The 22,324-nt window shown below is 69.9% G+C and carries 23 protein-coding genes and 1 tRNA gene; 7 read left to right on the top strand and 17 right to left on the bottom strand.

Translation table 11 applies throughout. The features are described 5' to 3' along the window. Window positions 1-34: 34 nt before the first annotated feature. Both ACZZZB_RS12950 and ACZZZB_RS12945 read left to right on the top strand, forming a co-directional pair. A complete protein-coding gene (locus ACZZZB_RS12950) occupies window positions 35-1,468 on the top strand; it encodes an NAD(P)/FAD-dependent oxidoreductase (RefSeq protein WP_463529886.1) in 1,434 nt (477 codons plus the stop codon). A gap of 163 nt (window positions 1,469-1,631) precedes the next feature. Next, window positions 1,632-3,011 (top strand): NAD-dependent succinate-semialdehyde dehydrogenase, encoded by a 1,380-nt coding sequence (locus tag ACZZZB_RS12945; protein ID WP_463529885.1) that lies wholly within the window; start codon window positions 1,632-1,634, stop codon window positions 3,009-3,011. 577 nt (window positions 3,012-3,588) lie between these two features. Here the strand turns inward: ACZZZB_RS12945 and ACZZZB_RS12940 are convergent. After that, a complete protein-coding gene (locus ACZZZB_RS12940; protein ID WP_463529884.1) occupies window positions 3,589-5,151 on the bottom strand; it encodes a PucR family transcriptional regulator in 1,563 nt (520 codons plus the stop codon). A gap of 26 nt (window positions 5,152-5,177) precedes the next feature. On the opposite strand from ACZZZB_RS12940, the gene ACZZZB_RS12935 reads away from it, so the two are divergent. From ACZZZB_RS12935 to ACZZZB_RS12925, 3 genes are all read left to right on the top strand, one after another. Further along, window positions 5,178-6,536, top strand: a complete 1,359-nt coding sequence (locus tag ACZZZB_RS12935; protein ID WP_463529883.1) for an aminotransferase class III-fold pyridoxal phosphate-dependent enzyme — start codon at window positions 5,178-5,180, stop codon at window positions 6,534-6,536. A gap of 109 nt (window positions 6,537-6,645) precedes the next feature. Next, on the top strand, window positions 6,646-8,181 hold the full coding sequence (locus ACZZZB_RS12930; RefSeq protein ID WP_463529882.1) for a CoA-acylating methylmalonate-semialdehyde dehydrogenase: 1,536 nt from the start codon (window positions 6,646-6,648) through the stop codon (window positions 8,179-8,181). Window positions 8,182-8,343: 162 nt separating this feature from the next. Continuing rightward, complete coding sequence (locus ACZZZB_RS12925) at window positions 8,344-8,634, top strand: DUF1905 domain-containing protein (RefSeq protein ID WP_463529881.1); 291 nt, start codon at window positions 8,344-8,346, stop codon at window positions 8,632-8,634. A gap of 71 nt (window positions 8,635-8,705) precedes the next feature. Here ACZZZB_RS12925 and ACZZZB_RS12920 read toward each other — a convergent pair whose 3' ends face one another. The 9 genes from ACZZZB_RS12920 to fdhA all read right to left on the bottom strand — a co-directional run bounded on the left by ACZZZB_RS12920 (window position 8,706) and on the right by fdhA (window position 15,532). Continuing rightward, on the bottom strand, window positions 8,706-9,119 hold the full coding sequence (locus tag ACZZZB_RS12920) for a hypothetical protein (protein WP_463529880.1): 414 nt from the start codon (window positions 9,117-9,119) through the stop codon (window positions 8,706-8,708). 1 nt (window position 9,120) lies between these two features. After that, window positions 9,121-10,527 (bottom strand): Asp23/Gls24 family envelope stress response protein, encoded by a 1,407-nt coding sequence (locus ACZZZB_RS12915; RefSeq protein ID WP_463529879.1) that lies wholly within the window; start codon window positions 10,525-10,527, stop codon window positions 9,121-9,123. An 84-nt stretch (window positions 10,528-10,611) separates the two neighbouring features. Then, window positions 10,612-11,214 carry a hypothetical protein gene (locus tag ACZZZB_RS12910; protein WP_159875968.1) on the bottom strand — a complete coding sequence of 201 codons (603 nt, stop codon included), beginning with the start codon at window positions 11,212-11,214 and terminating at the stop codon, window positions 10,612-10,614. After that, window positions 11,214-11,789, bottom strand: a complete 576-nt coding sequence (locus tag ACZZZB_RS12905) for a hypothetical protein (protein ID WP_463529878.1) — start codon at window positions 11,787-11,789, stop codon at window positions 11,214-11,216. Before ACZZZB_RS12905 ends, ACZZZB_RS12910 begins: the two co-directional genes overlap by 1 nt. Further along, complete coding sequence (locus ACZZZB_RS12900; RefSeq protein WP_064296820.1) at window positions 11,786-12,139, bottom strand: hypothetical protein; 354 nt, start codon at window positions 12,137-12,139, stop codon at window positions 11,786-11,788. The genes ACZZZB_RS12905 and ACZZZB_RS12900 overlap by 4 nt, the downstream gene beginning before the upstream one ends. Next, window positions 12,136-12,324, bottom strand: coding sequence for a DUF2273 domain-containing protein (locus tag ACZZZB_RS12895; protein WP_064296821.1), 189 nt, complete (start codon window positions 12,322-12,324; stop codon window positions 12,136-12,138). The genes ACZZZB_RS12900 and ACZZZB_RS12895 overlap by 4 nt, the downstream gene beginning before the upstream one ends. Next, a complete protein-coding gene (locus ACZZZB_RS12890; RefSeq protein WP_079706516.1) occupies window positions 12,321-12,740 on the bottom strand; it encodes an Asp23/Gls24 family envelope stress response protein in 420 nt (139 codons plus the stop codon). Before ACZZZB_RS12890 ends, ACZZZB_RS12895 begins: the two co-directional genes overlap by 4 nt. A 168-nt stretch (window positions 12,741-12,908) precedes the next feature. Then, entirely contained in the window at window positions 12,909-13,943 is a 1,035-nt protein-coding gene (locus ACZZZB_RS12885) for a helix-turn-helix transcriptional regulator (RefSeq protein ID WP_463529877.1), read from the bottom strand. A 368-nt stretch (window positions 13,944-14,311) separates the two neighbouring features. After that, entirely contained in the window at window positions 14,312-15,532 is a 1,221-nt protein-coding gene (fdhA, locus tag ACZZZB_RS12880) for a formaldehyde dehydrogenase, glutathione-independent (protein ID WP_079706515.1), read from the bottom strand. Between the two features lie 326 nt (window positions 15,533-15,858). Here fdhA and ACZZZB_RS12875 point away from each other — a divergent pair, with 326 nt between their 5' ends. Further along, window positions 15,859-16,635 (top strand): HNH endonuclease family protein, encoded by a 777-nt coding sequence (locus ACZZZB_RS12875; RefSeq protein ID WP_463529876.1) that lies wholly within the window; start codon window positions 15,859-15,861, stop codon window positions 16,633-16,635. Between the two features lie 136 nt (window positions 16,636-16,771). Here the strand turns inward: ACZZZB_RS12875 and ACZZZB_RS12870 are convergent. After that, a tRNA-Arg gene (locus ACZZZB_RS12870) sits at window positions 16,772-16,844 on the bottom strand. Window positions 16,845-17,155: 311 nt separating this feature from the next. Here ACZZZB_RS12870 and ACZZZB_RS12865 point away from each other — a divergent pair. Further along, window positions 17,156-18,877, top strand: coding sequence for a hypothetical protein (locus ACZZZB_RS12865; protein WP_463529875.1), 1,722 nt, complete (start codon window positions 17,156-17,158; stop codon window positions 18,875-18,877). 166 nt (window positions 18,878-19,043) lie between these two features. On the opposite strand, the gene ACZZZB_RS12860 is transcribed toward ACZZZB_RS12865, so the two are convergent. The 6 genes from ACZZZB_RS12860 to ACZZZB_RS12835 form a co-directional block, all read right to left on the bottom strand. Continuing rightward, window positions 19,044-19,553, bottom strand: coding sequence for a hypothetical protein (locus ACZZZB_RS12860; RefSeq protein WP_463530561.1), 510 nt, complete (start codon window positions 19,551-19,553; stop codon window positions 19,044-19,046). A gap of 126 nt (window positions 19,554-19,679) precedes the next feature. Further along, window positions 19,680-20,195: a hypothetical protein gene (locus tag ACZZZB_RS12855; protein ID WP_463529874.1), complete on the bottom strand. Its 516-nt coding sequence runs from the start codon at window positions 20,193-20,195 to the stop codon at window positions 19,680-19,682. 107 nt (window positions 20,196-20,302) lie between these two features. Continuing rightward, entirely contained in the window at window positions 20,303-20,989 is a 687-nt protein-coding gene (locus ACZZZB_RS12850; protein WP_463529873.1) for a GNAT family N-acetyltransferase, read from the bottom strand. Window positions 20,990-21,038: 49 nt separating this feature from the next. Beyond that, a complete protein-coding gene (locus ACZZZB_RS12845) occupies window positions 21,039-21,365 on the bottom strand; it encodes a DMT family transporter (protein WP_463529872.1) in 327 nt (108 codons plus the stop codon). After that, window positions 21,362-21,724 carry a DMT family transporter gene (locus ACZZZB_RS12840; RefSeq protein WP_463529871.1) on the bottom strand — a complete coding sequence of 121 codons (363 nt, stop codon included), beginning with the start codon at window positions 21,722-21,724 and terminating at the stop codon, window positions 21,362-21,364. The genes ACZZZB_RS12845 and ACZZZB_RS12840 overlap by 4 nt, the downstream gene beginning before the upstream one ends. Then, the gene (locus ACZZZB_RS12835; protein WP_463529870.1) at window positions 21,721-22,257 is read right to left on the bottom strand and encodes a TetR/AcrR family transcriptional regulator; all 537 of its coding nucleotides are present in this window, start codon (window positions 22,255-22,257) and stop codon (window positions 21,721-21,723) included. The genes ACZZZB_RS12840 and ACZZZB_RS12835 overlap by 4 nt, the downstream gene beginning before the upstream one ends. Window positions 22,258-22,324 lie beyond the last annotated feature (67 nt).

The raw sequence follows: 22,324 nt of genomic DNA, 5'->3' as shown, positions 1-22,324 counted from the left end.
ACCGCACCGAACCACGCACCACAGGGGACCCACCATGAGAACCACCTACGAACTGGCCGAAGAGCTCGCCGACACCGCACGCCTGCGGGAACAGCTGGCGGCGGCCGACCCGGAGCCGTACTGGCTCGACGACCCGGCACGGCCCGCTCCACTCCCCCGCCTCGAGGCGGACGTCGAGACGGACCTGGCGATCGTCGGTGGTGGGTACTCGGGCCTGTGGACCGCACTGCTCGCGAAGGAGCGCGACCCGGACCGCCGGGTCGTGCTCCTCGAGGGCCGGCGCATCGCGTGGGCGGCGTCCGGTCGCAACGGCGGGTTCTGCGAGCCGAGCCTCACCCACGGATCGTCGAACGGCAAGAGTCGCCTGCCGCACGAGTTCGACCGTCTGGAGGAGCTGGGGCGCGAGAACCTGCGCGAGATCGGCGAGACCATCGCCCGGTACGACATGGACTGCGACTGGGAGGAGACGGGGCTGCTGCAGGCGGCGACGGCTCCACACCACGTCGACTGGTTGCGGGAGAGTGCCGAGGAGCACGGCGCCCGGTTCCTCGACCGCGAGGCGATGCAGGCGGAGGTCCACTCGCCGATCTTCCAGGCCGGCCTGTTCGAGCCCACCGGAGCGGCGCTCGTCAACCCGGCCAAGCTGGCGTGGGAGCTGCGACGCGTGTGCCTCGACCTGGGTGTGGAGATCCACGAGTACACGCACGTCCGCTCGATCCGGTCGGACGCGACGTCGGTCACCCTGACGACGACGCACGGTTCGGTCGTCGCGAAGCACGTCGCCCTCGGCACCAACGTCTTCAAGGCACTCATCCCGAGTGCCCGGAAGTACACGGTGCCGGTCTACGACTACGCCCTGATGACGAACCCGCTCTCCGCCGAACAGCTCGAGAGCCTGGGCTGGAAGGGCCGGCAGGGCATCTCCGATCTCGACAACCGCTTCCACTACTCGCGACTCACGACCGACGCGAACGGGGCTACCCGCATCCTCTACGGCGGCTACGACGCGGTGTACAACTACGGCGGGCGGGTCGAGCCGCGGTTCGACCAGCGCGAGGAGTCGTTCCTCAAGCTCGCCGCCCACTTCGCCCACACCTACCCGCAGCTCGCCGACCTCGGCTTCTCACACAAGTGGGGCGGCGCGATCGACACCTGCGGGCGGTTCTTCTCCTTCTTCGAGACCGCGCACGGCGGCAAGGTCGCGCACGCCGCCGGGTTCACCGGGCTCGGCGTCGGGGCGACGCGGTACGGCGCGAACGTCATGCTCGACCTCCTCGCCGGCACGCCGACCGAGCGCACGACGATGGACTTCGTCCAGAAGAAGCCGACGCCGTTCCCGCCCGACCCGCTCGCATTTATCGGCGCGCGCATCTCGCTGTCGGAGATGGCCCGAGCCGACCGCAACGAGGGCAAACGCGGGCTCTGGCTCCGCACGATGGACGCCGTCGGGCTGGGCTTCGACTCCTGAGCCGGGTTTCGACGCAGGAGCCGCAGTCCAACCCATGACAGGCGGAGCGTGGTTCGATACGGTGCAGGTGGTGGTCCCGCTCCCGTCGAACCCGCACAGCTCGCATCGGCCGGCAACGGACACCGCACCGCACCAGCAGCACCTCAGACAAAGGAGCACACCAGTGAGCGACTACGCCGTCGTCAACCCCGCGACCGGAGAGACTCTCCGCGACTACCCGACGATCACGGACGAGGAGCTGCAGCAGGCGATCACCGCCGCGTCCGCCGCCCACGAGGAGTGGTCGCGTCGCGCTCCCGTCGCCGACCGCGCTGCGCTCGTCGCCCGCGTCGCCGCCCTCCACACGGAGCGCCGTGAGCAGCTGGCCGAGATCGCCGTCCGCGAGATGGGCAAGACCTACGAGCAGGCGCTCGGCGAGGTCGACTTCGCCGCCGCGATCTACCAGTACTACGCCGACAACGGCGAGGCGTTCTCCGCCGACGAGTCGATCGAGCTGTCCGACGGCACCGGTTCGGCGTTCATCCGTCGCGCGTCGCTCGGTGTGCTGCTCGGCATCATGCCGTGGAACTTCCCGTACTACCAGGTGGCGCGGTTCGTCGGCCCGAACGTCGTCAACGGCAACACGATCCTCCTCAAGCACGCACCGCAGTGCCCCGAGTCGGCGCTGGCGATCGCGCAGATCTTCGACGACGCCGAAGCCGAGCTGGGCGCCCACGATTCCGTGTACGTGAACATCTTCGCCACGAACGACCAGATCGCGACGGTCATCGCCGACCCGCGCGTGCAGGGCGTCTCGGTCACCGGTTCTGAGCGCGCCGGTTCCGCCGTCGCCGAGCTGGCCGGCAAGCACCTCAAGAAGGTCGTGCTCGAGCTCGGTGGGTCCGACCCGTTCATCCTGCTGTCGACCGACGACCTCGACGCCGCCGTCCAGGACGCCGTCAACGCCCGCATCGACAACAACGGGCAGTCCTGCAACGCCGCCAAGCGGTTCATCATCATCGACGAGCTGTTCGACGACTTCGCCGCGAAGTTCACCGAGGTCTTCACGGCGAACGCGCCGGCCGACCCGATGGCGGAGAGCACGCAGCTCGGCCCACTGTCGTCGGCCGCCGCGACCGAGCGGCTCGGCGAGCAGTTGGGCCGCGCGAAGGCGCAGGGCGCGACGATCCTGGCATCGGGCGAGCCGTCCGGGAACTTCTTCCCGCCGGCCGTGCTCACCGACGTGACGCCCGAGATGGACGCGTTCCACGAGGAGTTCTTCGGACCCGTCGCGTCGCTGTACCGGGTCGCGTCGGAGGAGGAGGCCGTGCGCCTCGCGAACGACACGCCGTTCGGCCTCGGCTCCTACGTCTACACGACCGACCAGGAACAGGCGCTGCGGGTCGCGGACGGGATCGACGCCGGCATGGTGTGGATCAACCTCGTCCTCGGCGACGCGGCGGAGCTGCCCTTCGGCGGCGTGAAGCGCTCCGGTACCGGCCGCGAGATGGGCAAGCCCGCGATGGACGAGTTCGTCAACAAGAAGCTCATCCGCATCGCCTAGGCGCTTCGGCCCCGGTCGCCGAGCTCGCACCACGGTCACTGACGCCCCATCCAGTCTCTGAGCTCGCACCACCGGTCACTGACGCCCCCATCCGGTCACTGAGCCTGTCGAAGTGCGGTCCCGCCCCATGTCGACCGCCCTTCGACAAGCTCAGGGACCGGGATGGGGTGCGCGCGAGGACCGGGACACGGTGCACCCGCTCACCGCGCTCCTCACCCGCGGAACGCTTTCCGGTCGCTGAGCTTGTCGAAGTGCGGTCCCGTCGTGCGGTCGCTGCCCTTCGACAAGTTCAGGGACCGAGAGGAGTGCGACTCAGGGACCGGACCGGGATGGTGCAGCTCAGGGACCGGGACGGCAGGGTGCGGCTTGGGCACCGGAACCCCTGCTGGGGTTCGGCGGCAAGCGGCGGTCACCCCGAACCGTGCACCCTCTCCGCTCCCTGAGCCTGTCGAAGGGCCCACGGTGGCACCTCGACAAGCTCGGTGACCGGGGTGGGCTCGGTGACCGGGGTGGGCTCGGTGACCGGGGTTGGGGTCGGTGACCGGGATGGGCTCGGTGACCTGGGCCCGAAGGACCTTCAGCCGTCGGTGAGCTGGAGGGCGCTCCACAGCTCGGCACGGTCGCCGAAGCGCGAGAGGTCGAGGTCGAGCAGCGACTCCAGCGTGGTGATGCGCGCGCGAAGGGTCTGCCGGTGGATCCCGAGGCGGCCAGCCGCCTGATCGGTGACGCAGTTCGCCTCCAACCACACCCGAGCCGTTTCCACGTGGACCGCCCGAGCCTCGGCTCCGAGCCGACCCAGCGGCTCCAGCAGCCGGTTCGCCAGCACCGAGCCGCCCGAGGCGCTCAGCAACCCGAGCAACCCCTGCTCGGCGAGTGCCTCGTACCGCACGAGCCGCGCGGTCTCCCCGGCCGACGCCCGAGCCCGCTCGGCCTCGGACAGCCCGTCCCGCAACCCCTCCCAACTCGTCCTCGCCGACACCCCGCCCGACAGCCCGTGGCGGCCGACGACGGCGTCCCAGAGTCCGGTGTCCGCGTCGCTCGACACGATGACGATCCGCTCGTCCTGCTCGGCGAAGAACAGCTTGCCGCCGTGCGCCGCGGCCTGCACGTCGAGTTCCGAGAGGAAGCCCAGCTCACCCTCGGGGATGTCGACCACGGCGACGCGGATCGGGTCGGGCGGCAGCGGCCCCCAGAGCCGCTGGGCGGTGCGCTCGGCGACGGCACGGTCCCCGGAGAGCAGCAGCTCGAGGAGCCCGGAGCGCAGCTGCCGGCGTGCGAGGTCGAGGGCGCTGTGCTGCTCGAGGGCGATGCTCGCGAGGCCGATGACGCTGGAGACGAGGTCGTGCTCGGCGTGGTCGAGCGGCACGCTGGAGCCGACGGCGAGGATGCCCCGCAGCTCACCCCGGCGACCGAGCGTCAGCAGCGTCGCACCCTCGGCTCCGTCCGCGAGGTGCAGGCCGGCCCGCGACCCGCGGCGCAACACCTCCGCGACGGCGGCCTCCACGCCCTCCGGCACCGGCTCACGCGTCCTCGTGGTGACCCGGTTGCCGAGCGCGTCGTACAGCGCGACCCAGCAGCCGAGCTGCTGCCCCAGCTCCGCGAGGATCGCGGTCAGGCCGTCGGGTCTGAGCGCCGCCCTCGCGACCGCACGCTGGGCGGCGAGTGACCACTCGAGCGACGCCACGCGCGCGGCCGCGACGGCGTCGGCGACGAATCGGATGATGCCGATGAACGGGGTCCGCTCCCCCACCTCGAGCAGGGTGAACCCGTGACGCTCGCATGCCTCGACGAGCCGCTGCGGGATGTCGGCGTGGATGATCCCGGTGGCGAACCCGAGCGCGAGCACGCCCCGGGCGGAGAGGCGGCGGACGTACTCGTCGGCGCGACGGTCGGCGAGCTCGTCGCTCATCTCGCCGGTGAACTGCATGCCATCGGTGAGGAGCAGCTGGCCGGGCTCCAGCCAGGGTGTCGGGTCGCCGAGGTCGGAGCTGTGCACCCAGGCGATGTCGCGGTCGAGGACGTCGGCGTCACCCGCGACGACGAGGCCGAGCTTGAAGACCGGCTCGGCCATGAGCGTGCGCAGGGACACGTTCGAGGACGCACGGCCGACCTCGCCAGCGATCACTGAAGTGGTGGGCATGTGCCGAAGCTATCACCGATCCCGCCATGTACATCGGCACCATCGATTGCCAGGCTGCAGGAGTGATCAATGACTTCCTCTCCGGCCTCGACAACGCCGGTGTCCGCGACGCCGACACCCAGCGCGTCCTGCACTCCTGGTCCGCCCAGAGCACGCTCAAGCCACTCCCCATCGCGGGTGGGCTCGGCAGTACCGTGTGGGACCACGACGGACGCCACTACCTCGACTTCTCCAGCCAGCTCGTCAACGTGAACCTCGGGTACCAGCACCCGAAGGTGGTCGCGGCGATCCAGGAGCAGGCGGCGCAGCTCACGACGATCGCGCCCGCTGCGGCGAACGCGACCCGCGCCGAGGCGGCGCGGCTCATCCTCGAGCGTGCGCCCGAGGGCTTCGAGAAGGTCTTCTTCACCAACGGCGGCGCCGACGCGAACGAGAACGCGATCCGCATGGCGCGCATCGCCACCGGCCGCGACAAGGTCATCTCGACCTACCGCTCGTACCACGGCAACACGGGCGCGGCCATCGTGGCGACGGGCGACTGGCGCCGCATCCCCAACGAGTACGCGCGCGGTCACGTGCACGTGTTCGGCCCCTACCTCTACCGCACCGAGTTCTGGGCGACGACGCCGGAGGAGGAGTCGGAGCGCGCCCTCCGCCACCTCGAGCGCACCGTCCAGGCCGAGGGTCCCGGCTCGATCGCCGCCATCCTCCTCGAGACCGTTCCAGGCACCGCCGGCATCCTGACCCCGCCGCCCGGCTACCTCGCGGGGGTCCGCGCGATCGCCGACCGCTACGGCATCATGCTCATCCTCGACGAGGTCATGGCCGGCTTCGCCCGCACCGGTGAGTGGTTCGCGTTCGACGCGTTCGACGTGCGCCCCGACCTCATCACCTTCGCGAAGGGCGTCAACTCCGGCTACGTGCCGCTCGGTGGCGTCATCGTCTCCGAGCACATCGCCCGCGTCTTCGACGAGCAGGTGTTCCCCGGTGGGCTCACGTACTCCGGCCACCCGCTCGCCGCCGCGAGTGTCGTCGCGACGCTCACCGCGATGGCTGAGGAAGGCGTCGTCGAACACGCCAAGGCGATCGGCGCCGACCACATCGGGCCCGCGCTCCGCTCCCTCGCCGAGCGCCACGAGCTCATCGGCGAGGTTCGCGGCAGCGGCGTGTTCTGGGCGGTCGAGCTCGTCGAGGACCGCGACACCCGCGCACCGCTCGATGCGGCGGCGATGGGTCGGTTCAAGTCATCCCTGCTCGAGGCCGGCCTCCTGCCGTTCATCAGCGAGAACCGCATCCACGTCGTCCCGCCCGCCGTCGTGACCGCCGACGAGGTCGCCTCGGGCATCGCGATCATCGATGCCGCCCTCGACGAGCTGCGCGCATGAGCGGCGACCCGGACTCGTTCTGGGACTCGGTGTCGGGACTCCCGGCACCTGTCCCGGCACGACCAGCACCCAGCACCCCTGCACCCCACGACGCCCAGGAGCCCTCCGCATGACCACCACCGCCACGAGCACCACCCCCACCACCGACGCCGGTTCGCTGCAGGTCGTCCCGCACTGGATCGACGGAGCCGAGGCCCCGTCCACCTCGGGTCGCACCGCCCCGGTCTACGACCCAGCACTCGGTGTCGCGACGAAGCACGTCGCGCTCGCGGACCAGTCGGAGATCGACCACGCCGTCGCATCCGCCGCCGCGGCATTCCCCGCCTGGCGCGACCTGCCGCTCGCGAAGCGTCAGCAGGTCGTGTTCAAGTTCCGTGAGCTGCTCGAGGCGAAGAAGGGCGAGCTGGCGGAGATCATCACGGCGGAGCACGGCAAGGTCGTCTCCGACGCGTTGGGCGAGATCACGCGCGGTCAGGAGGTCGTGGAGTTCGCGACCGGCCTCGCGCACCACCTCAAGGGTGAGTTCTCCGAGCAGGTCTCCACCGGTGTCGACGTGTACTCCACGAAGCAGCCGCTCGGGGTCGTTGGGATCATCTCGCCGTTCAACTTCCCCGCGATGGTGCCGATGTGGTTCTTCCCGATCGCGATCGCGGCCGGGAACACGGTCGTGCTGAAGCCGAGTGAGAAGGACCCGTCCGCGGCGATCTGGCTCGCGAAGCTGTGGAAGGAAGCCGGGCTCCCCGACGGGGTGTTCACGGTGCTGAACGGTGACAAGGAGGCCGTCGACGGGCTGCTCACCCACCCCGACGTCCGTGCGATCTCCTTCGTGGGTTCCACGCCGATCGCGAAGTACGTGTACGAGACCGGCACCGCACACGGCAAGCGCGTCCAGGCGCTCGGCGGGGCGAAGAACCACATGCTCGTGCTGCCCGACGCCGACCTCGACCTCGTCGCCGACTCCGCGATCAACGCCGGTTTCGGCTCCGCGGGCGAGCGGTGCATGGCGATCTCCGTGGTCGTCGCTGTGGAGCCCGTCGCGGACGAGCTCATCGGCAAGATCGCCGAACGTGCAGCGACCCTGCGGATCGGTGACGGACGCCGGAACTGCGACATGGGGCCGCTGGTGACGAAGGTGCACCGCGACAAGGTCGCGTCCTACCTCGACATCGCCGAGGCCGACGGTGCGACGATCGTCGTCGACGGCCGCAACACCCCCATCGACGGCGACCCGAACGGGTTCTGGCTCGGCCCGACCCTCATCGACCGGGTGCCGACGACGTCGAAGGTGTACACGGAGGAGATCTTCGGACCCGTCCTCGCCGTCGTCCGCGTCGCCTCGTATGAGGAGGGTGTCGCACTCATCAACGGCGGCGCGTTCGGGAACGGGACCGCGATCTTCACCAACGACGGCGGCGCCGCCCGACGGTTCCAGAACGAGATCCAGGTCGGCATGATCGGCATCAACGTGCCCATCCCCGTCCCGGTCGCGACGTTCTCCTTCGGCGGGTGGAAGGACTCCCTGTTCGGCGACACCAAAGCCCACGGCGCCGAGGGCGTCCGCTTCTTCACCCAGCAGAAGGCCATCACCTCCCGCTGGCTCGACCCCTCCCACGGCGGCATCAACCTCGGCTTCCCCCAGAACTGAGGTTCGCGCGGCGGGGGCTGGCCCTTCGACAAGCTCAGGGACCGGCGGGTGGTGTTGGTCCCTGAGCCTGTCGAAGGGCGGTCCCTGGTCCCACCCTTGCCACGGGTCGGACGCAGCCGCGACAATGGCCCCGCCGACCACGACCGACGAGGGGCGCCACCGATGGCCATCGAACCGACCGAGCTCGATCACCACTTCACCGCGCCGATCGGCGTCGACGTGAAGGGCGACGTCTGGTCCTGCGTCGAGATGCCCGGCTCGGCCGAGTTCTTCGGCACCGGCAAATCCGTCCGGGTCGACGCGAACGTCGACGGTGTCGAGCTTCCGAACGTCGGACTCATGCCGACCGGCTCCGGTGGTCACATGCTGTCCATCAGCGCGAAGCTCCGGAAGCGTCTCGGCAAGGACATCGGCGACACCGTCGACGTCCACCTCACCCGCCGCCTGAGCTGAAAACAGGAGATCCGCGCGGCAGCAGGAGATCCTGAGGGAGAACCCCCTGCTGCCGCGCGGATCTCCTGCGCTCAGCCGCCCGTGACCCGGCGGATGAGGTCCTGGATGAACGGGACGACGTCAGACGCCTGGTCGACGCCCGCGAAGGCGACCGCCAGCAGCGGCCACAGCGACACGAGGAGCGCCGAGATCACCGCGGCGACGGCGAGCACCCAGGAGAGTGCGCCGTTGCGACTGCGGACGCATCCGAGCAGGAACAGCAGCGCGAGCACGTACCCGATGAGCAGCGCGACCACGATGCCACCGACGGGGACCCTGAGCGCACCGACCGTCGCGCCGTCGGCCGCACCGATGAGCCCGAGGATCGGGATCAGCACGCCGATGACGATGAGGACGAGCAGGACGACACCCGTGATCGCGGCGGCCCACACGGCACGCGGACGCGGGCGGGCGCCGTACGACGTGGTCCGGCTGAAGAGCGGCATGTCACTGCTCCTTCGTCGGCGCAGCAGCTTGGACGGCCGTTGCCTCGGCGGAGGCGTCCGCCCCGTCCGCCACCTCGGTGACGTCAGCGACCTTCGGGGCAGGCTGGTCCTGCGTGTCCTCGTCGACGGGCTCGAGCGCCTCCGGGACACCGTCGACGGGCGCCGCGGCGCTGCCGTCCTGCTCGGGGGCCAAAACCAGGTCGGCATCAGCGCTCGTTGCGGCAGGCTCTTCCGCTGGAGCGTCGTGGATCGCGTCAGCCGCCCCGAGGGGCTCAGCGTCGGCGAGGTTCGGGTCGGCGCCGTGCGTCACCTCCTCGGCGACGGTCGCGAGCGAGTCGGCCGCAGTGGCCAGCTGACGGGCGGCCTCAGCGAGTTCCTCGGACACGTCGTCGGAGGATTCCGACACCACCGCGTCGATCGGTTCACCAGCGACGTCGCCGTCAGCCACGAGCCCGCCGTCGGCACCGGCGGCCGCGCCCGGCTGCTCGTTCTCCAGCGACCGGCCGTCGTCGCCCTCGGACCGGACGGTCCGCTGCTCTGGCCGCTGCTCCACCGCGTCACCAGCGGCGTCGGCCAGGTCGGCCGCTCCGGCTCGCGCCGAGTCCGCCGCGTCCGCTGCAGCCGTCTTGGCGTTGCCCAACGCTTCTCCAGCGGCCTCCGCCGCATCGCCGATCGCAGCACCCGCCGCGGACGTCGCGTCACCGATGGCGGCCTTCGCCCCGTCGATCGCCTCGCCCGGGTCGGGCTCGATCGGGTCGAACGGCCCGTGGATGTCGGTGACCGTGATGTCGATGTCGACCGGTCCGGGGTGGCGGGCCTCCAGCGCCGCCGCGACGTCGGCCCGGACGGTGTCCGCGACCTCGTCGATGCTGGCCGGGTACTCGGCCACCAGTGAGACCTCGACGTTCAGCACGTCGTCGTCGGCCAGGACGTTGACGCCGGGGACGGCGGTGCGACCGAGCAGGCGGGTGCGGGCACTGTCGATGGCGCGGGCCGTCGGGGAACCGAGGGCGTGCACGCCGGGGACCGTCTCGGCCGTCGTGGCGATGACCTGGGCGAGTTCGTCGGCCTCCTGCTCACGCCGGCGGCCGGAGTCGAGCTCGACCACCGGTGCGTCTGCCGGTTCCGGCGAAGCCACCGGCTCTGACACCGTCACCGTCGGCGACTCGTCGGAGACCGAGTCGGCCACAGCCGGTTCAACGGCCGCTGATCCAGCGACCGTCGTGTCCGCCGCAGCGACCGATCCAGGGGCGGACGCGGTCCCACCCGCGTGCTCGCCGTCGTGCGACTCGATGCGGCGGACCTCGTCATCGGGATGCGCGGGCACGAGCACCGTCGGGTGCTCCGCCCGGACCTCGGCCGGGGTGGGGATGTGGTGCTGGTCCGGGTGCTTCGTGTCGTCGCTCATGCGATCCTCCTCGCACCGCGTCGGCGGTGCATCGGTCCTGCTGCTGTCGGTTCGGGTGCCGCGGTGGCACCGCGGAGTGTCGGGTCAGACGACCCGGTTGGTGCTGGCGAGCCGCGTGCGCAGTCCGCTGACGATCTGGATGACCACCGGGGTGGATGTCCCGAGGACGCCGTCCCACTCGTGGATGGCCGCCTCGATGTCGCGCCGCAGCTGGACGGGCGAGGCGCCGCGACGAGCGTGTGCGGTGAGGCGCAGCGTGGACTGCTTGCGGATCCGGAAGCCGGTGACGTCGACGGAGACCACGTCGGGGTTGCGCCCGATCGCCTCCTCGAGGACCTGCTCGGCGACCTTCACGTCGAGCACGACGCGACCACCGGTCGGGGTGTCCTTCGTCCGCTGCTCGTCGACCTGCAGCAGCGTTCCGGTGTGCCCGCGGCCCTGCCGGAAGACGAACCAGAGGATGACGAGGATGAGCAGCAGGGCGACGACCGCCGCGACCCACAGGATCCACGGCTGGGCGTCGATGGTGTCGTTCGTCGGTCCGACGGCCCGCTCGGCGTTCTCGCTGATCGTGCGCTGCACGTCCGGCAGGAGCGCGCCCACGGACAGGGCCGCGCCGGCCGCGAGGACGACGAGTCCCACGACGAAGATGAAGAACCGGTTGAGGAATCGATTCGTGGAGTTCATCAGGCCACCGTTCCCTTGCTGCTCACGCGGACCTTGGCGCGGAGCGCCGGTCGGTAGTCGTAGGACGCGACCTCCGCGTCCACGGCTTGCTGGATCTCGCGCTGGTCGACGCGTCGGCCGCTCGTCGGCGTGACGTCGACGCGGGCGCTCCTGGCGCCGACGCTCACACTCACCTGCGAGGGGTCGATGTCGTCGGCGTACGAGGCGACGCGGGCGAGCGACTGCGCGATCACCCGGTCATCCACGACGGCCGCGGTGCGGTCGGCGATCGACCCGCGATGCCCTTGGCGGGCGGGAGCCAGCGACAGGACGATCAGCACGAGGCCGATGATCGCCGCGACCGCGCCGATGGCGACGAGCAGCGGGGCCGGAGCGGTCGCTGCAGTCAGCACCGCGGTGACGATGTCCTTCGGTGCGACGAGGAGCGCCGGCTGCCCGATCGCGGCCAGGACCGATTCGGTGCCGAGCCAGGCGAGCACGAGCGCGAGGATGATCGCGATCGTGATCGCGAGCGTCGACCGCGGCGAGTGGGTCTCGCGACGCACCGCGCGGCGGTACAGGGCTGGGGTGCTCACAACACCCTCCTTCGTTCTTCGAGCTTCGCGCCCGTGATGTGGAGGTCGACGCGTCCGATCGTCGACCCGGTCAGGTCCAGGCACCGCTCACGGATGCTGGTCTGTGCGCGTGCCAGGCGTTCGAGGACGGTTCCCGAGGTCCGGGATCCGGCGCCGAGCGGCGACACGTGGATGGGCGTGCTCGCGGTGACCGTGAGGGCCCCCTGGGCGTCGGAGAGCTCGACCGAGACCTCCGACGCCCGCACACCGAGTTCCTCCGCGGTGACGGCAGACACGACGCGACGCACGGCGCGGGAGCTGATCGTGTTGCGACCATGCACGGCCTGTTCGGCCGTCACCGCCGCGGTCACGACGACCGCCGCCCGCGGAGCGCGTCGGCGACACCGCGCAGGTCGAGCTTGCCCTCGAGGACGCGTCCGATGCCGAATCCGATCAGCATGAACAGCGCGACGAGGATCATGCTCCAGAACCCGAATGCGACGGCCGCCAGTGCCAGGACGGCACCGACGAGGATGCCGCGATCGGTCGTGGTCACTGGACGCGGCTCTCGTCAGCGTCGTTGTCGTCGTCCGACGGGATGTGGACGTCGGAGACGGTGACGTTGACCTCGGTGACGTCCATGCCGACGACGTTCGAGATCGCGTCGGTGACGCTGCGACGGACGTCGTCCGCGACGCGCTGGAGGTCGACGGGGTACTCGGCGACGATCACGATGTCAGCGGCGACCTGCTTCTCGCCGACCTCGACCGAGACGCCCTGACCGCGGTCCTGAGCGTTGATGGCGTTGCGGATGGCGCCGATGGCGCGAGCTGCTCCGCCGCCGAGGTCGTGCACGCCGGGGACCTCGCGGGCTGCGATGCCGGCGACCTTCTGGACGACGCCATCGGCGATGACGTTCTTGCCCGTGGAGGTGGTGGCTGCGTGGTTGGCGGTGTCGGTGGTGTTCGACATGGTGTTGCTCCTTCGGTGGCTGGTACTGCGGTTTCGCGTTCCGGGTGTCCGGTCGCGGTGCCCGTGTTCCGGGCGACATCTATGAGACTGCGTGTCACGCCCGAACCTCACGGTCGATCGTGGATTCGTCCCGAAGCACTCATTTTCTGGATATCCGGGGTTCGTCGATCAGCCGCGGAGGGTCTGACTCGGGCCCTCGTCGAAGCGGTTCCGGTAGGCGGACGCGAAGCGTCCGAGGTGGACGAACCCCCACCGCTTCGCGACCTCGCCGACCGTCGTCTCCTGCGGTGAGCTGTCGGCGAGCTCGCGCCGGGTGCGGTCGAGGCGGATGTCGCGCAGGTAGGCGGTGGGCGACATGCCGAGCTCGCGACGGCAGTGGAGCTGCAGCGTCCTCGTGTGCAGCCCGGCCGCCTTCGCCGCGTCAGCGGGCGTGATGGGCTCCGCCGCGTGGTGGTGCAGGTATTCGACCGCGAGGCGGGTGCGCGCCATCGAGGGCTCGCGGAGCGGCTCAGGCAGGTCGACCACCGCCCACGGTGCGAGCTGGAGCAGCGCGAGGGCGAGCGGTCGCTGGGCGTTCATGCGGAGCAGCGGAGGCGCCGTCTCGTCGGTGAGCACCGGGGTGGAGGCGTTCAGCGCCACGCGCCAGCGCTCGATCGCCTCGGGTGTCGGCGTCGCCTCGAGGTCGAAGGACACCGCTTGACTCGGGCCGGCGTGGATCTCGGTCGCGATGTCCTCGAGGTACGGTGCAGAGAACAGCACGGAGTTCTGCCGGTGCGGGGTGAGATGCACCGTGTACGGCCGGTGAAACGGGAGGACGAACGGCGAGCGCGGGATCTCCATCCGCTGCCCGTCACGACGCACGATCCAGCCGCCGCCGGTCTGGACCCATGAGACCACGTAGTCGGTGAGGCCCGGGGTCTCGCCGGTGACGTGCCCGGTCATCGTCGCGGTGCGGAGCGAGACCCGGTCGTCGCCGATCGACACCCACTGGAACGAGAACGGATCGGTACCGCGGGTGACGGTGAATCGGCTGCCGTCGTAGGCGCGCTCGTAGTTCTGCCGGGCGACCGCCGGGTCGTCGCCACTGACCGTGACCTTGCGGATCGGAACGGTCGACGCCGTACTGCTCTCACTGCCGAGCAGCGGGCCGGTGCTGGAGTCGCTCTCCGGGTCTGATTCGGATGCGAGGAAGGAGTGTTGCATGGTCGTCCTTGTGCGAGTGGGGGGGTCTCTTCGTCACGGGACGGGCCCCAAGGCCCCGCCGATTTCCGCGTCATTGAAGAGACGGACCGAGAGGACTGGATCTCACGGTTCACTCAGCTGTTCGTCAGGCAACGCCGTTCCGGATGCCTCGCAGCAGGCGTTCCGGTGAAAACTCAGTAGTCGGGACCTCCCGGTGACAACATGAATCCGCCCTCCGGCGCCCGGTCCCTGAGCTGGCTGTTCTCGGTCCCTGAGCTGGCTGCCCCCGGTCCCTGAGCCTGTCGAAGGGCAGCCGAAAGCGCCCGTTCCGTCGTCCTGATGCTCTCCAGACGACGCAACGGGCGCTCTCGGTGATGTCGCAGCGCCGCCTACGCGGCGTCCAGATACCCGTTCGGGTTGAGGACGAACTTCTGCGCAGCCCCCGCATCGAACTCGGCGTACCCGCGCGGGGCGTCCTCGAGGGTGATCGCGGTGGCGTTGACGTTCTTCGCGATGTGCACCTTGTCGTGCAGGATCGCCATCATGAGGCCGTGGTTGTACTTCATGACCGGGCACTGACCGGTGGTGAACGACAGCGACTTCGCCCAGCCGGTGCCGAGGCTCAGCGACAACGCACCCTTCTTCGCGGCCTCGTCGATACCGCCCGGGTCACCCGTCACGTAGAGCCCGGGGATGCCGAGCGCACCGCCGGCCGCCGTGATGTCCATGAGCGAGTTGAGCACGGTCGCCGGGGCTTCGTGACCCGCGTCGCCGCCGTGACCACGAGCCTCGAACCCGACGGCGTCGACCGCGCAGTCGACCTCCGGGACACCGAGGATCTGTTCGATCTGCTCCGCCGGCTCGCCCTTGGTGAGGTCGACGGTCTCGCAACCGAAGCTCCGCGCCTGCGCCAGCCGGTCGGCGTTCATGTCGCCGACGATGACTGCAGCGGCGCCGAGGAGCATGGCCCCGGTCGCTGCGGCGAGTCCGACGGGACCCGCGCCCGCCACGTAGACGGTCGATCCGACACCGACACCCGCCGTCACCGCACCGTGGAAGCCGGTCGGGAAGATGTCGGAGAGCATCGTGAGGTCCATGATCTTCTCGAGCGCCTGGTCGCGGTCCGGGAACTTCAGGAGGTTCCAGTCCGCGTAGGGCACGAGCACGTACTCGGCCTGGCCGCCGACCCAGCCGCCCATGTCGACGTAGCCGTAGGCACTGCCCGGGCGGTCGGGGTTCACGTTGAGGCAGATGCCGGTCTTGCGCTCCTTGCAGTTGCGACAGCGACCGCAGGCGATGTTGAAGGGCACCGAGACGATGTCACCGACCTTGATGAACTCGACGTCCGGTCCGACCTCGACGACTTCACCGGTGATCTCGTGTCCGAGGACGAGGTTCGGCGGTGCCGTGGTGCGGCCGCGGACCATGTGCTGGTCGGAGCCGCAGATGTTGGTCGCGACGGTCTTGAGGATGGCACCGTGGGGGACTTTCCGGCCGACGTTGGCCGGGTTCACCCCCGGTCCGTCCTTGAGTTCGAAGGTGGGGTAGTCGATGTCGATGACCTCGACGACACCCGCTGCTTTGTAGGCGACAGCTCTGTTACCTGACACGTGATCCTCCTTGATCGCGGGCGCCCGTTGTGGGGCACCCTGTGTCTGCTCGACCCTATCCCGGCCCTGTCGCGAGCGGCAGTCCCCCGGTCCCTGAGAACACCCCCGCCGGTCCCTGGGCCATTCCCGGTCCCTGAGCGCACCTCCGCCGGTCCCTGAGCCTGTCGAAGGGCCACGGTCCCCGAGCCACTCCCCCGGTCCCTGGGCCATTCCCGGTCCCTGAGCGCACCTCCGCCGGTCCCTGAGCCTGTCGAAGGGCTTGTGCAACCTTCATGTCAGCCCCCACCCCTACGCTGGTGGAGCAGACCCCGAGGAGAGCACCCAGCATGAAGAAGACTCCCTTGGCGTTGCTCGTCGCGCTCATTGCAGCCGTCGTGGTGCTTGTCGCGACGCAGGTCGACGGCGGGAACGTGTTCGGCGGACCAGGCTTACCGACGCCGACATCCGTCGCACCGACGCCCGGAGCGGTCAGCCCGAGCGCGCGGGCTTCGCTCGAGGCCGCCGGCTTCGCTGTCGTGGACGCGTCCGGGCAGTTGATCGTCTCGGCCGACGCCGTCGAAGACGCGCTGGCCGACGTCGACACCGCCACCCGGGTCGCCACCGGCTACGACCGGGACCGGTTCGGTCAGCGCTGGGCCGACATCGACCGCAACGGCTGCGACACCCGCAATGACGTGCTCGCGCGCGACCTCGTCGACGTCACTTTCAAGCCGGGGACCCGCGACTGCGTCGTCCTCACCGGCGTTCTGCACGACCTCTACACGGGGTCGACGATCGACTTCCAGCGCGGTGAGCGGTCGAGTCAGCTCGTGCAGATCGATCACGTCGTGCCGCTCGCGTGGGGTTGGCGTCACGGCGGGAACACGTGGACTGAGCAGCAGCGGGAGCAGTTCGCGAACGACCCGATCAACCTGCAGGCCGTCGACGGCGCGACGAACTCCTCGAAGTCGGACTCCGGCCCCGGCGATTGGATGCCGCCCTCGGCCGCCTCCCACTGCGAGTACGCGGCTCGGTTCGTGCTCGTGCTGATGGCGTACGACCTCACGGTCGACGACGCCGACCGCCAGGCGCTCACGGGCACGCTGGACAGCTGCCGGGCGTAGCTCCCTCGGCACCACAGCAGGACAAACGCCCGAGAACCGGAGGTTTCCCGCGATTCCATCCTGTTCTCGCGCCAATATCCTGCTGTCACGTGGCACGAAAAAAGCGGCCCACCGAAGTGGACCGCTTTCCGAAATGTGCGCCCGAAGGGATTCGAACCCCCAACCTTCTGATCCGTAGTCAGATGCTCTATCCGTTGAGCTACGGGCGCATTGCTTGCTGAGAGAAGAGAACTTCGGCTCGGCAGGCCGAAGTAGAGCCTACAACACGGAAGCCGAAGACGCGAATCGAGCTGCGAGGGTTTCGGGGCCGGGGAGGGGAACGCCCTTCGACAAGCTCAGGGACCGGAGGAAGTGGCTCAGGGACCGGAGGAGGTGGCTCATGGACCGGAGGAGGTGACCCAGGGACCGGAGGAGGCGACTCAGGGAACGGGTGCCACCCAGGGACCACGAATGGGCTCCCCATCGACACGACGGGCGCCGACATGGAACAGTCGATGCGACCACCTGCCGAGAGGACGATGTGAGCGCAGCACCAGGACCGACGAACGACGGCTTCACCATGATCGGCCGCCATCCCGTCAGGGCGAACCTCGTCCTCATCCTGATCCTGTCGGGCATCCTCGCCACCGTCCTCGGCTGGATCACCGGAAGCGTCATCGACGGCATCTTCGACATCACACCCACAGCGCTCATCGTCATTCCGGCCTTCTTCCTCCTCACCGCCGGCATCTGCCTGTCCTACCTCCGGGCCGCCTTCCGCCCGGTCGGCGTCGACACCGTCCGCGGGACCGCGCTCCTCGGCGGCCAGACGATCCCGATGCGCTCGATCATGAGCGGTGAACTCCTCACCCGCAATCCCGCCGCCACCACGCCGGCCCTCAGTCTGCGACTCACGACCGACACCGGTACACGTGCGCGCATCATCGTGAACGGCGGTTGGCTCCGGAGCCTCCCCACGTCGGACCTCGTACCACTTGTCGCGCTCATCGCCGGCAGCGGTATCCCCGACGACACCGGCCAGGATCCGCTCGACGTCGGCCGGGAACGCATCTCCCGTTCACTCGCTGGGAAGGGCTCGGACGTCGCGATCGGTCGACGCGGGTTCATCGGCGACTGCATCGCCGTGGCGGAGTCCACCGGCGACGTGAAGCTGCTCGACGCGGTGGTCCAGGCCGCGGGGCCGCTCGGCCGGAGCATCCGGGACGAAGCGATGCGGGCCGCACAGGGCGAAGTGGAGGAGGTCGTGCGCGCGCATCAAGACGTGGCTCCAGCGGCGCCTGACGCCCCGAACCCGACTCCCCTCGTGCCGCCTGCGCCGCAGTACGGGTCGGTCGTCGTGGACGAGGACGAGGCGACGGCGGTCGACGACGACACGAACGACGACCGGTTCCGTCGACCGGACGACCCGGCCCGGCTGGCCGCGGAGCAGCTCATCGACCGAGTGCACCTCGACAAGCTCGGTGACCGGAATGGGGCGCTCGATGACCGGAATGGGGCGCTCGGCAATCGGGATGCGGAGCGCGGCGATCGGGACGCGGAGCGCGGCGACCCGGACGACGGACGCGAGTTGCCGTCGTGGATTCCGCCACAGGACGAGGCTCGGGTGCGGTCCTGGCTCGCGGACGACGACGACGTCGTCCACCTGCAACCGATTCCGGAGACGGTCGGCGCACGCACCCTCCGAAAGGTCTGCGACCGGATTCTCATCGGGCTCGCCGGGATCGGCCTGCTCGCGATCTTCGGGGCGGCCATCGCGGAAGGGGTCATCGACCGCCTCCTGCCGTCCGACGCGAACGCGCTCGTCGCCGTCGCCGTGGTCGGCTGTGCTCTGCTCGCGTTCGTCGCGTGGATCGTCGGTGGCATCGCGCGGGCACGCGAGCTCCACATCGCCCAGCAGTTCTCCCTTGACTGGCTCGACCGACGCGGCCCGGAACAACGCCGCCGCGGACTCCCGCCGGTGCTCCTGCAGCACTTCCTCGGCCCGATCCCCGCGTCGCGCCTGTTCGCAGCCGGAGCCTACGCCGGCACCTGCCTCGGCGGCGTCGGCGTCCTCGCGGGCGCCCTCCTGTCCGTCGACCCGGAGGAGCTCGGCGCGACCGGGCCGATCATGCTCGGCGTCAGCATCGTTCTCACGGCTGTCGGGACGGTGCTCTTCATCGTGCGCTGGCGGCGAATCAAACGGCAGCGGGCGCTGGCGATCGAACTCGGCGGCGAGCGCCTGGCCTACCTCGGGAATCTGTAGGCGAGCGGGCGGTCGGCGGGCCCTTCGACAGGCTCAGGGACCGGAGGGAGGCTCAGGGACCGGAGGGAGGCTCAGGGACCGGAGGGAGGCTCAGGGACCAGAGGGAGGCTCAGGGACCAGAGGGAGGCTCAGGGACCAGACGAGGGCTCCCAGCCCTTCGACAAGCTCAGGGACCGGCGACGATTGCCGAGAGGATCTCTCGAGCGACCTCCCTGGGCCGTTTATGAGTCGTGTCGATGCGCATGTCGTCGGTGAATGCGGCCCGCTCAAGAATGCCCGCCAGTTCGGGGTGACGCCGCGTGTGCCAGCTGAGCGCTGCCGCGTCGTCACCGTGGCGTCCGGCCAACCTCGAGCGCGCGACGTCCGGATCCAGGGTCAGGCGGACGTGCAGCGACCTCGGGGAGCCGAGGGCGACGGTGGTGCGTTGCAGCTTGTCGAGCGTCTCCATCACCGTGGCGACGACGACGACCGCTGCGCCGGCGCGCCGGAAGTTCGCGGTGATCGCCTGCAGATTCTCGAGAGCGAGAGCGGTCCGGAACGGATCGTCGTCGGATGCAGGCCAGAACCGGCTCAACCAGTCGACGTCGATGACCGCGCCTGAAACGCCGCATCGCTGCAACGCCTCACCGACTGCCTCGGCAGCGGAGGTCTTGCCGGTGCCCACGCTGCCATTGATCAGGACGGTGTCGAACCTCGCGATGGACGTTGCCCGATGGTATCGGTCGCGGCCACGATGGTGCTGGCGCCTCCGCAGCTCTTCCGGAGGGGTGAGTGAGCGCCGCCGCGATTCGGGAGAGGTGACTCAGCGAGCGACGACCTTCGCGAGCACCCAGTGCGCGCGGTCGAGGGAGTTCGCGGGTGCCGGCTGGTACTGGAAGGCCCGCGCGCCACGCTGGACGGAGACACCCTGCGCCGTCGCAGCGGCCTCCAATTGACCGGTGAAGCGCTGCCAGCCGTCGAGCCCCTGCGGGAAGCCGAAGTTCTCCTCGAGGGAGGTGACCAGCACCTCAGCGGCGGAACCCGCGGGCCACACCTCGATCACCGCGTCCTCCTTCGAGATCTGATTGAGGCCCCAGACGCCCGGACGCAGGGACTTCAACCGACTCTTCGGCAGCCCCTCGATGAGCGCGACCGCACCGGCGGTGTCGGTCCCGAGGATGACGGAGCGACCGAACTCCTGCAGGGTCGCGGGGATCCTGGCCTGCTTGCTCTCGCCGGCCTCCCGGATCTTCCGGCGCCCGAGTCCCTTCAACACCCCCAGCCCGACGATCGCGAGCAGGACGAGAATGGCGATGATCGCGAGCACGTTGCTGTCCACAGGAGCCCCCCAAGGCTGTCGGTCACGAGCGGTATCGCTCTCGACGAGGATGCCGCAGACCCGACAGCCGTTCAATGGGTACAGCTCCTCACCCCGTCAGGCCACGGTCAGGCCGGCGACGGAAGTCCAGCGTCAACGGCCACCGATCCACGCCTGTCCGTCGACGCCGAGACGGTCGACGCAGGAGCGGACCGCGCGGCGTCCCGCCACATCGCAGCCGGCGTCACGCCCGGGATGCCCGTGATGGAGGCGATACTCCGGAATCCGCTTCGCCGATACAGCGCGCGATTGCGCTCGTTCGACGACTCCAGGTACACGGGGAGGCCGTCGGCGTCGATGGTGCGCAGGCGTGACTCGAGGAGCGCACCCCCGACACCGGCCCCGCGAGCGCCGTCGCCGACGCCGATCTGTGCGAGGTACCAGTGCGGTTCGGCCGGACGGTGCAGCGCAAGAGTCCGCTGCAGGCGCATGGCTCGCGGAAGGCCGCGCAGCCCCAGCGCACGGGCGAACCTCGGCAGCTGCCGCACCTGGTCGAGCACGGAGTGGCGGGCGTCCGGCGTCTCCCAGACGGCGACACCGAGGACGACACCGTCGGTGTCCCGGCGAGCGAGGTCGACGCGGCCACTCGATGCCGCACCCGAGCACAGCATCGCCTCGAAGAGGAGGGCGAGCCGGCGCTCACGGTCAGAACCGGAGACGAGCGTCGAGGTGACCGTGTCCTGCCGGAAGGCGGTCGCAAGTACGGCCGCGGCCTCCTCGAGGTCGGCGGGCGAGGCGGGAGCGATGGTGAACACGCGTTTCCTTTCGGGCGGAGAGTGAGTGTGGGGCGACGACCAGCGCGGGTCAGTGCGACTGGGAACCGAGCTCGATGACGAGGACACCGACCGCGATCAGGCCGATGCCGACGATCATCGTCGGTGTCAGCTTCTCCTTGAAGAGCACGCGCGCACCGATGGCCGTGAGGGCGACCCCGCAGGCGGCCCAGATCCCGTAGGCGATCCCGACGGGCATCCCGTTTGCGAGTGCGATGGTCAGCAGTCCGAAGGCGGTCACGTAGAACACGGCGACGGGAGCGATCCACCGCTTCTTCCGCAGGCCTTCCGAGGCGCGCAGGGAGAGCGTCGCGGCGACCTCGGTGACGATGGCGCCGGCCAGGAGCAACCAGGTCATGCGCCGACCTCCTCGTTGGTCGCGGCGGGCGTCGGCGACTCCGGTGCGTGGCCCGTCTCCACGAGCACGACGCCGGCGATCACGATCGCGATGCCGAGCCCGATCGTGAGGGTGAACTGCTCGCCGAACACCAGCGACGCGAGCACCGCGGTGAGCGCGACGCCCGCAGCGGCCCAGATGCCGTAGACCACCCCGATCGGCACTCCCATGCGGAGCAGCAGGGACAGCGCGATGAACGCACCCGCGTACCCGGCCACCGCGAGGATCGACCACCAGGGGTTCTCGATGGCGCCACGGAGCGAGAGGGTCGCCGTGACCTCCAACAGGATGGCGGCGGAGAGGATCAGCCACTTCTTCATCGGGCTTCACCTCCAGCGAGGGCCAGGAGTCGCGAGACGAGGTCGGCGCGCTGGTCACGGCCGACGTCGAGGATGCCGGTCGCCTCGGCGATCCAGAGGCCGTTCGCCGCCAACCAGACGAGCAGGAGGGAGGTCGAATCGGTATCCTCACCGAACCCGAACCAGGTGCGGAGGTACTCGAGCCAGGGAGCGGCGAGTTCGGGACGCCTGACCGCCTCGGCGAAGACGACGAACTCGCCCTGGCTCGCCCCGCCCTCCCCGGCGAAGGCGACGAAGGCCCGCACACGCTCCTCGAGTGTCGACGTCTCGAGCGGCGTCCCCAACTCCTCCACGAGCTCGCGCTGCCAGCGAGCGACCACGTGCTCGATCACCGCGATCATCATCGCGTCCCGTGAGGGGAAGTGGTAGCGCAGGCCGGCCTTCGTCAGACCGACCTCCTGCGCCACCGCCTCGTAGGTGATGTCGGCCTCTCCGGAGGCGTCGACGACGCGGACGGCCGCATCGAGGATCTCGTTCCGTGCACTGGGTCTCATGGAAGTTACTTTACCTTACGTAAGGTAAAGTAACTCTGGGAAGGTACCGGGAGGAACGGACGCCCAG

The organism is Plantibacter sp. AC185, assembly GCF_979258065.1.
The sequence above is the reverse complement of the archived record's forward strand: the minus strand, read 5'-3'. Positions and strand labels throughout refer to the sequence as shown.

Coding starts and splice junctions, on each gene's coding strand:
- ACZZZB_RS12950 (WP_463529886.1), top strand. CDS start 35: ATGAGAACCACCTACGAACTGGCCGAAGAGCTCGCCGACACCGCACGC.
- ACZZZB_RS12940 (WP_463529884.1), bottom strand. CDS start 5,151: ATGCCCACCACTTCAGTGATCGCTGGCGAGGTCGGCCGTGCGTCCTCG.
- ACZZZB_RS12935 (WP_463529883.1), top strand. CDS start 5,178: ATGTACATCGGCACCATCGATTGCCAGGCTGCAGGAGTGATCAATGAC.
- ACZZZB_RS12930 (WP_463529882.1), top strand. CDS start 6,646: ATGACCACCACCGCCACGAGCACCACCCCCACCACCGACGCCGGTTCG.
- ACZZZB_RS12925 (WP_463529881.1), top strand. CDS start 8,344: ATGGCCATCGAACCGACCGAGCTCGATCACCACTTCACCGCGCCGATC.
- ACZZZB_RS12920 (WP_463529880.1), bottom strand. CDS start 9,119: ATGCCGCTCTTCAGCCGGACCACGTCGTACGGCGCCCGCCCGCGTCCG.
- ACZZZB_RS12915 (WP_463529879.1), bottom strand. CDS start 10,527: ATGAGCGACGACACGAAGCACCCGGACCAGCACCACATCCCCACCCCG.
- ACZZZB_RS12910 (WP_159875968.1), bottom strand. CDS start 11,214: ATGAACTCCACGAATCGATTCCTCAACCGGTTCTTCATCTTCGTCGTG.
- ACZZZB_RS12890 (WP_079706516.1), bottom strand. CDS start 12,740: ATGTCGAACACCACCGACACCGCCAACCACGCAGCCACCACCTCCACG.
- ACZZZB_RS12885 (WP_463529877.1), bottom strand. CDS start 13,943: ATGCAACACTCCTTCCTCGCATCCGAATCAGACCCGGAGAGCGACTCC.
- ACZZZB_RS12875 (WP_463529876.1), top strand. CDS start 15,859: ATGAAGAAGACTCCCTTGGCGTTGCTCGTCGCGCTCATTGCAGCCGTC.
- ACZZZB_RS12845 (WP_463529872.1), bottom strand. CDS start 21,365: ATGACCTGGTTGCTCCTGGCCGGCGCCATCGTCACCGAGGTCGCCGCG.
- ACZZZB_RS12840 (WP_463529871.1), bottom strand. CDS start 21,724: ATGAAGAAGTGGCTGATCCTCTCCGCCGCCATCCTGTTGGAGGTCACG.
- ACZZZB_RS12835 (WP_463529870.1), bottom strand. CDS start 22,257: ATGAGACCCAGTGCACGGAACGAGATCCTCGATGCGGCCGTCCGCGTC.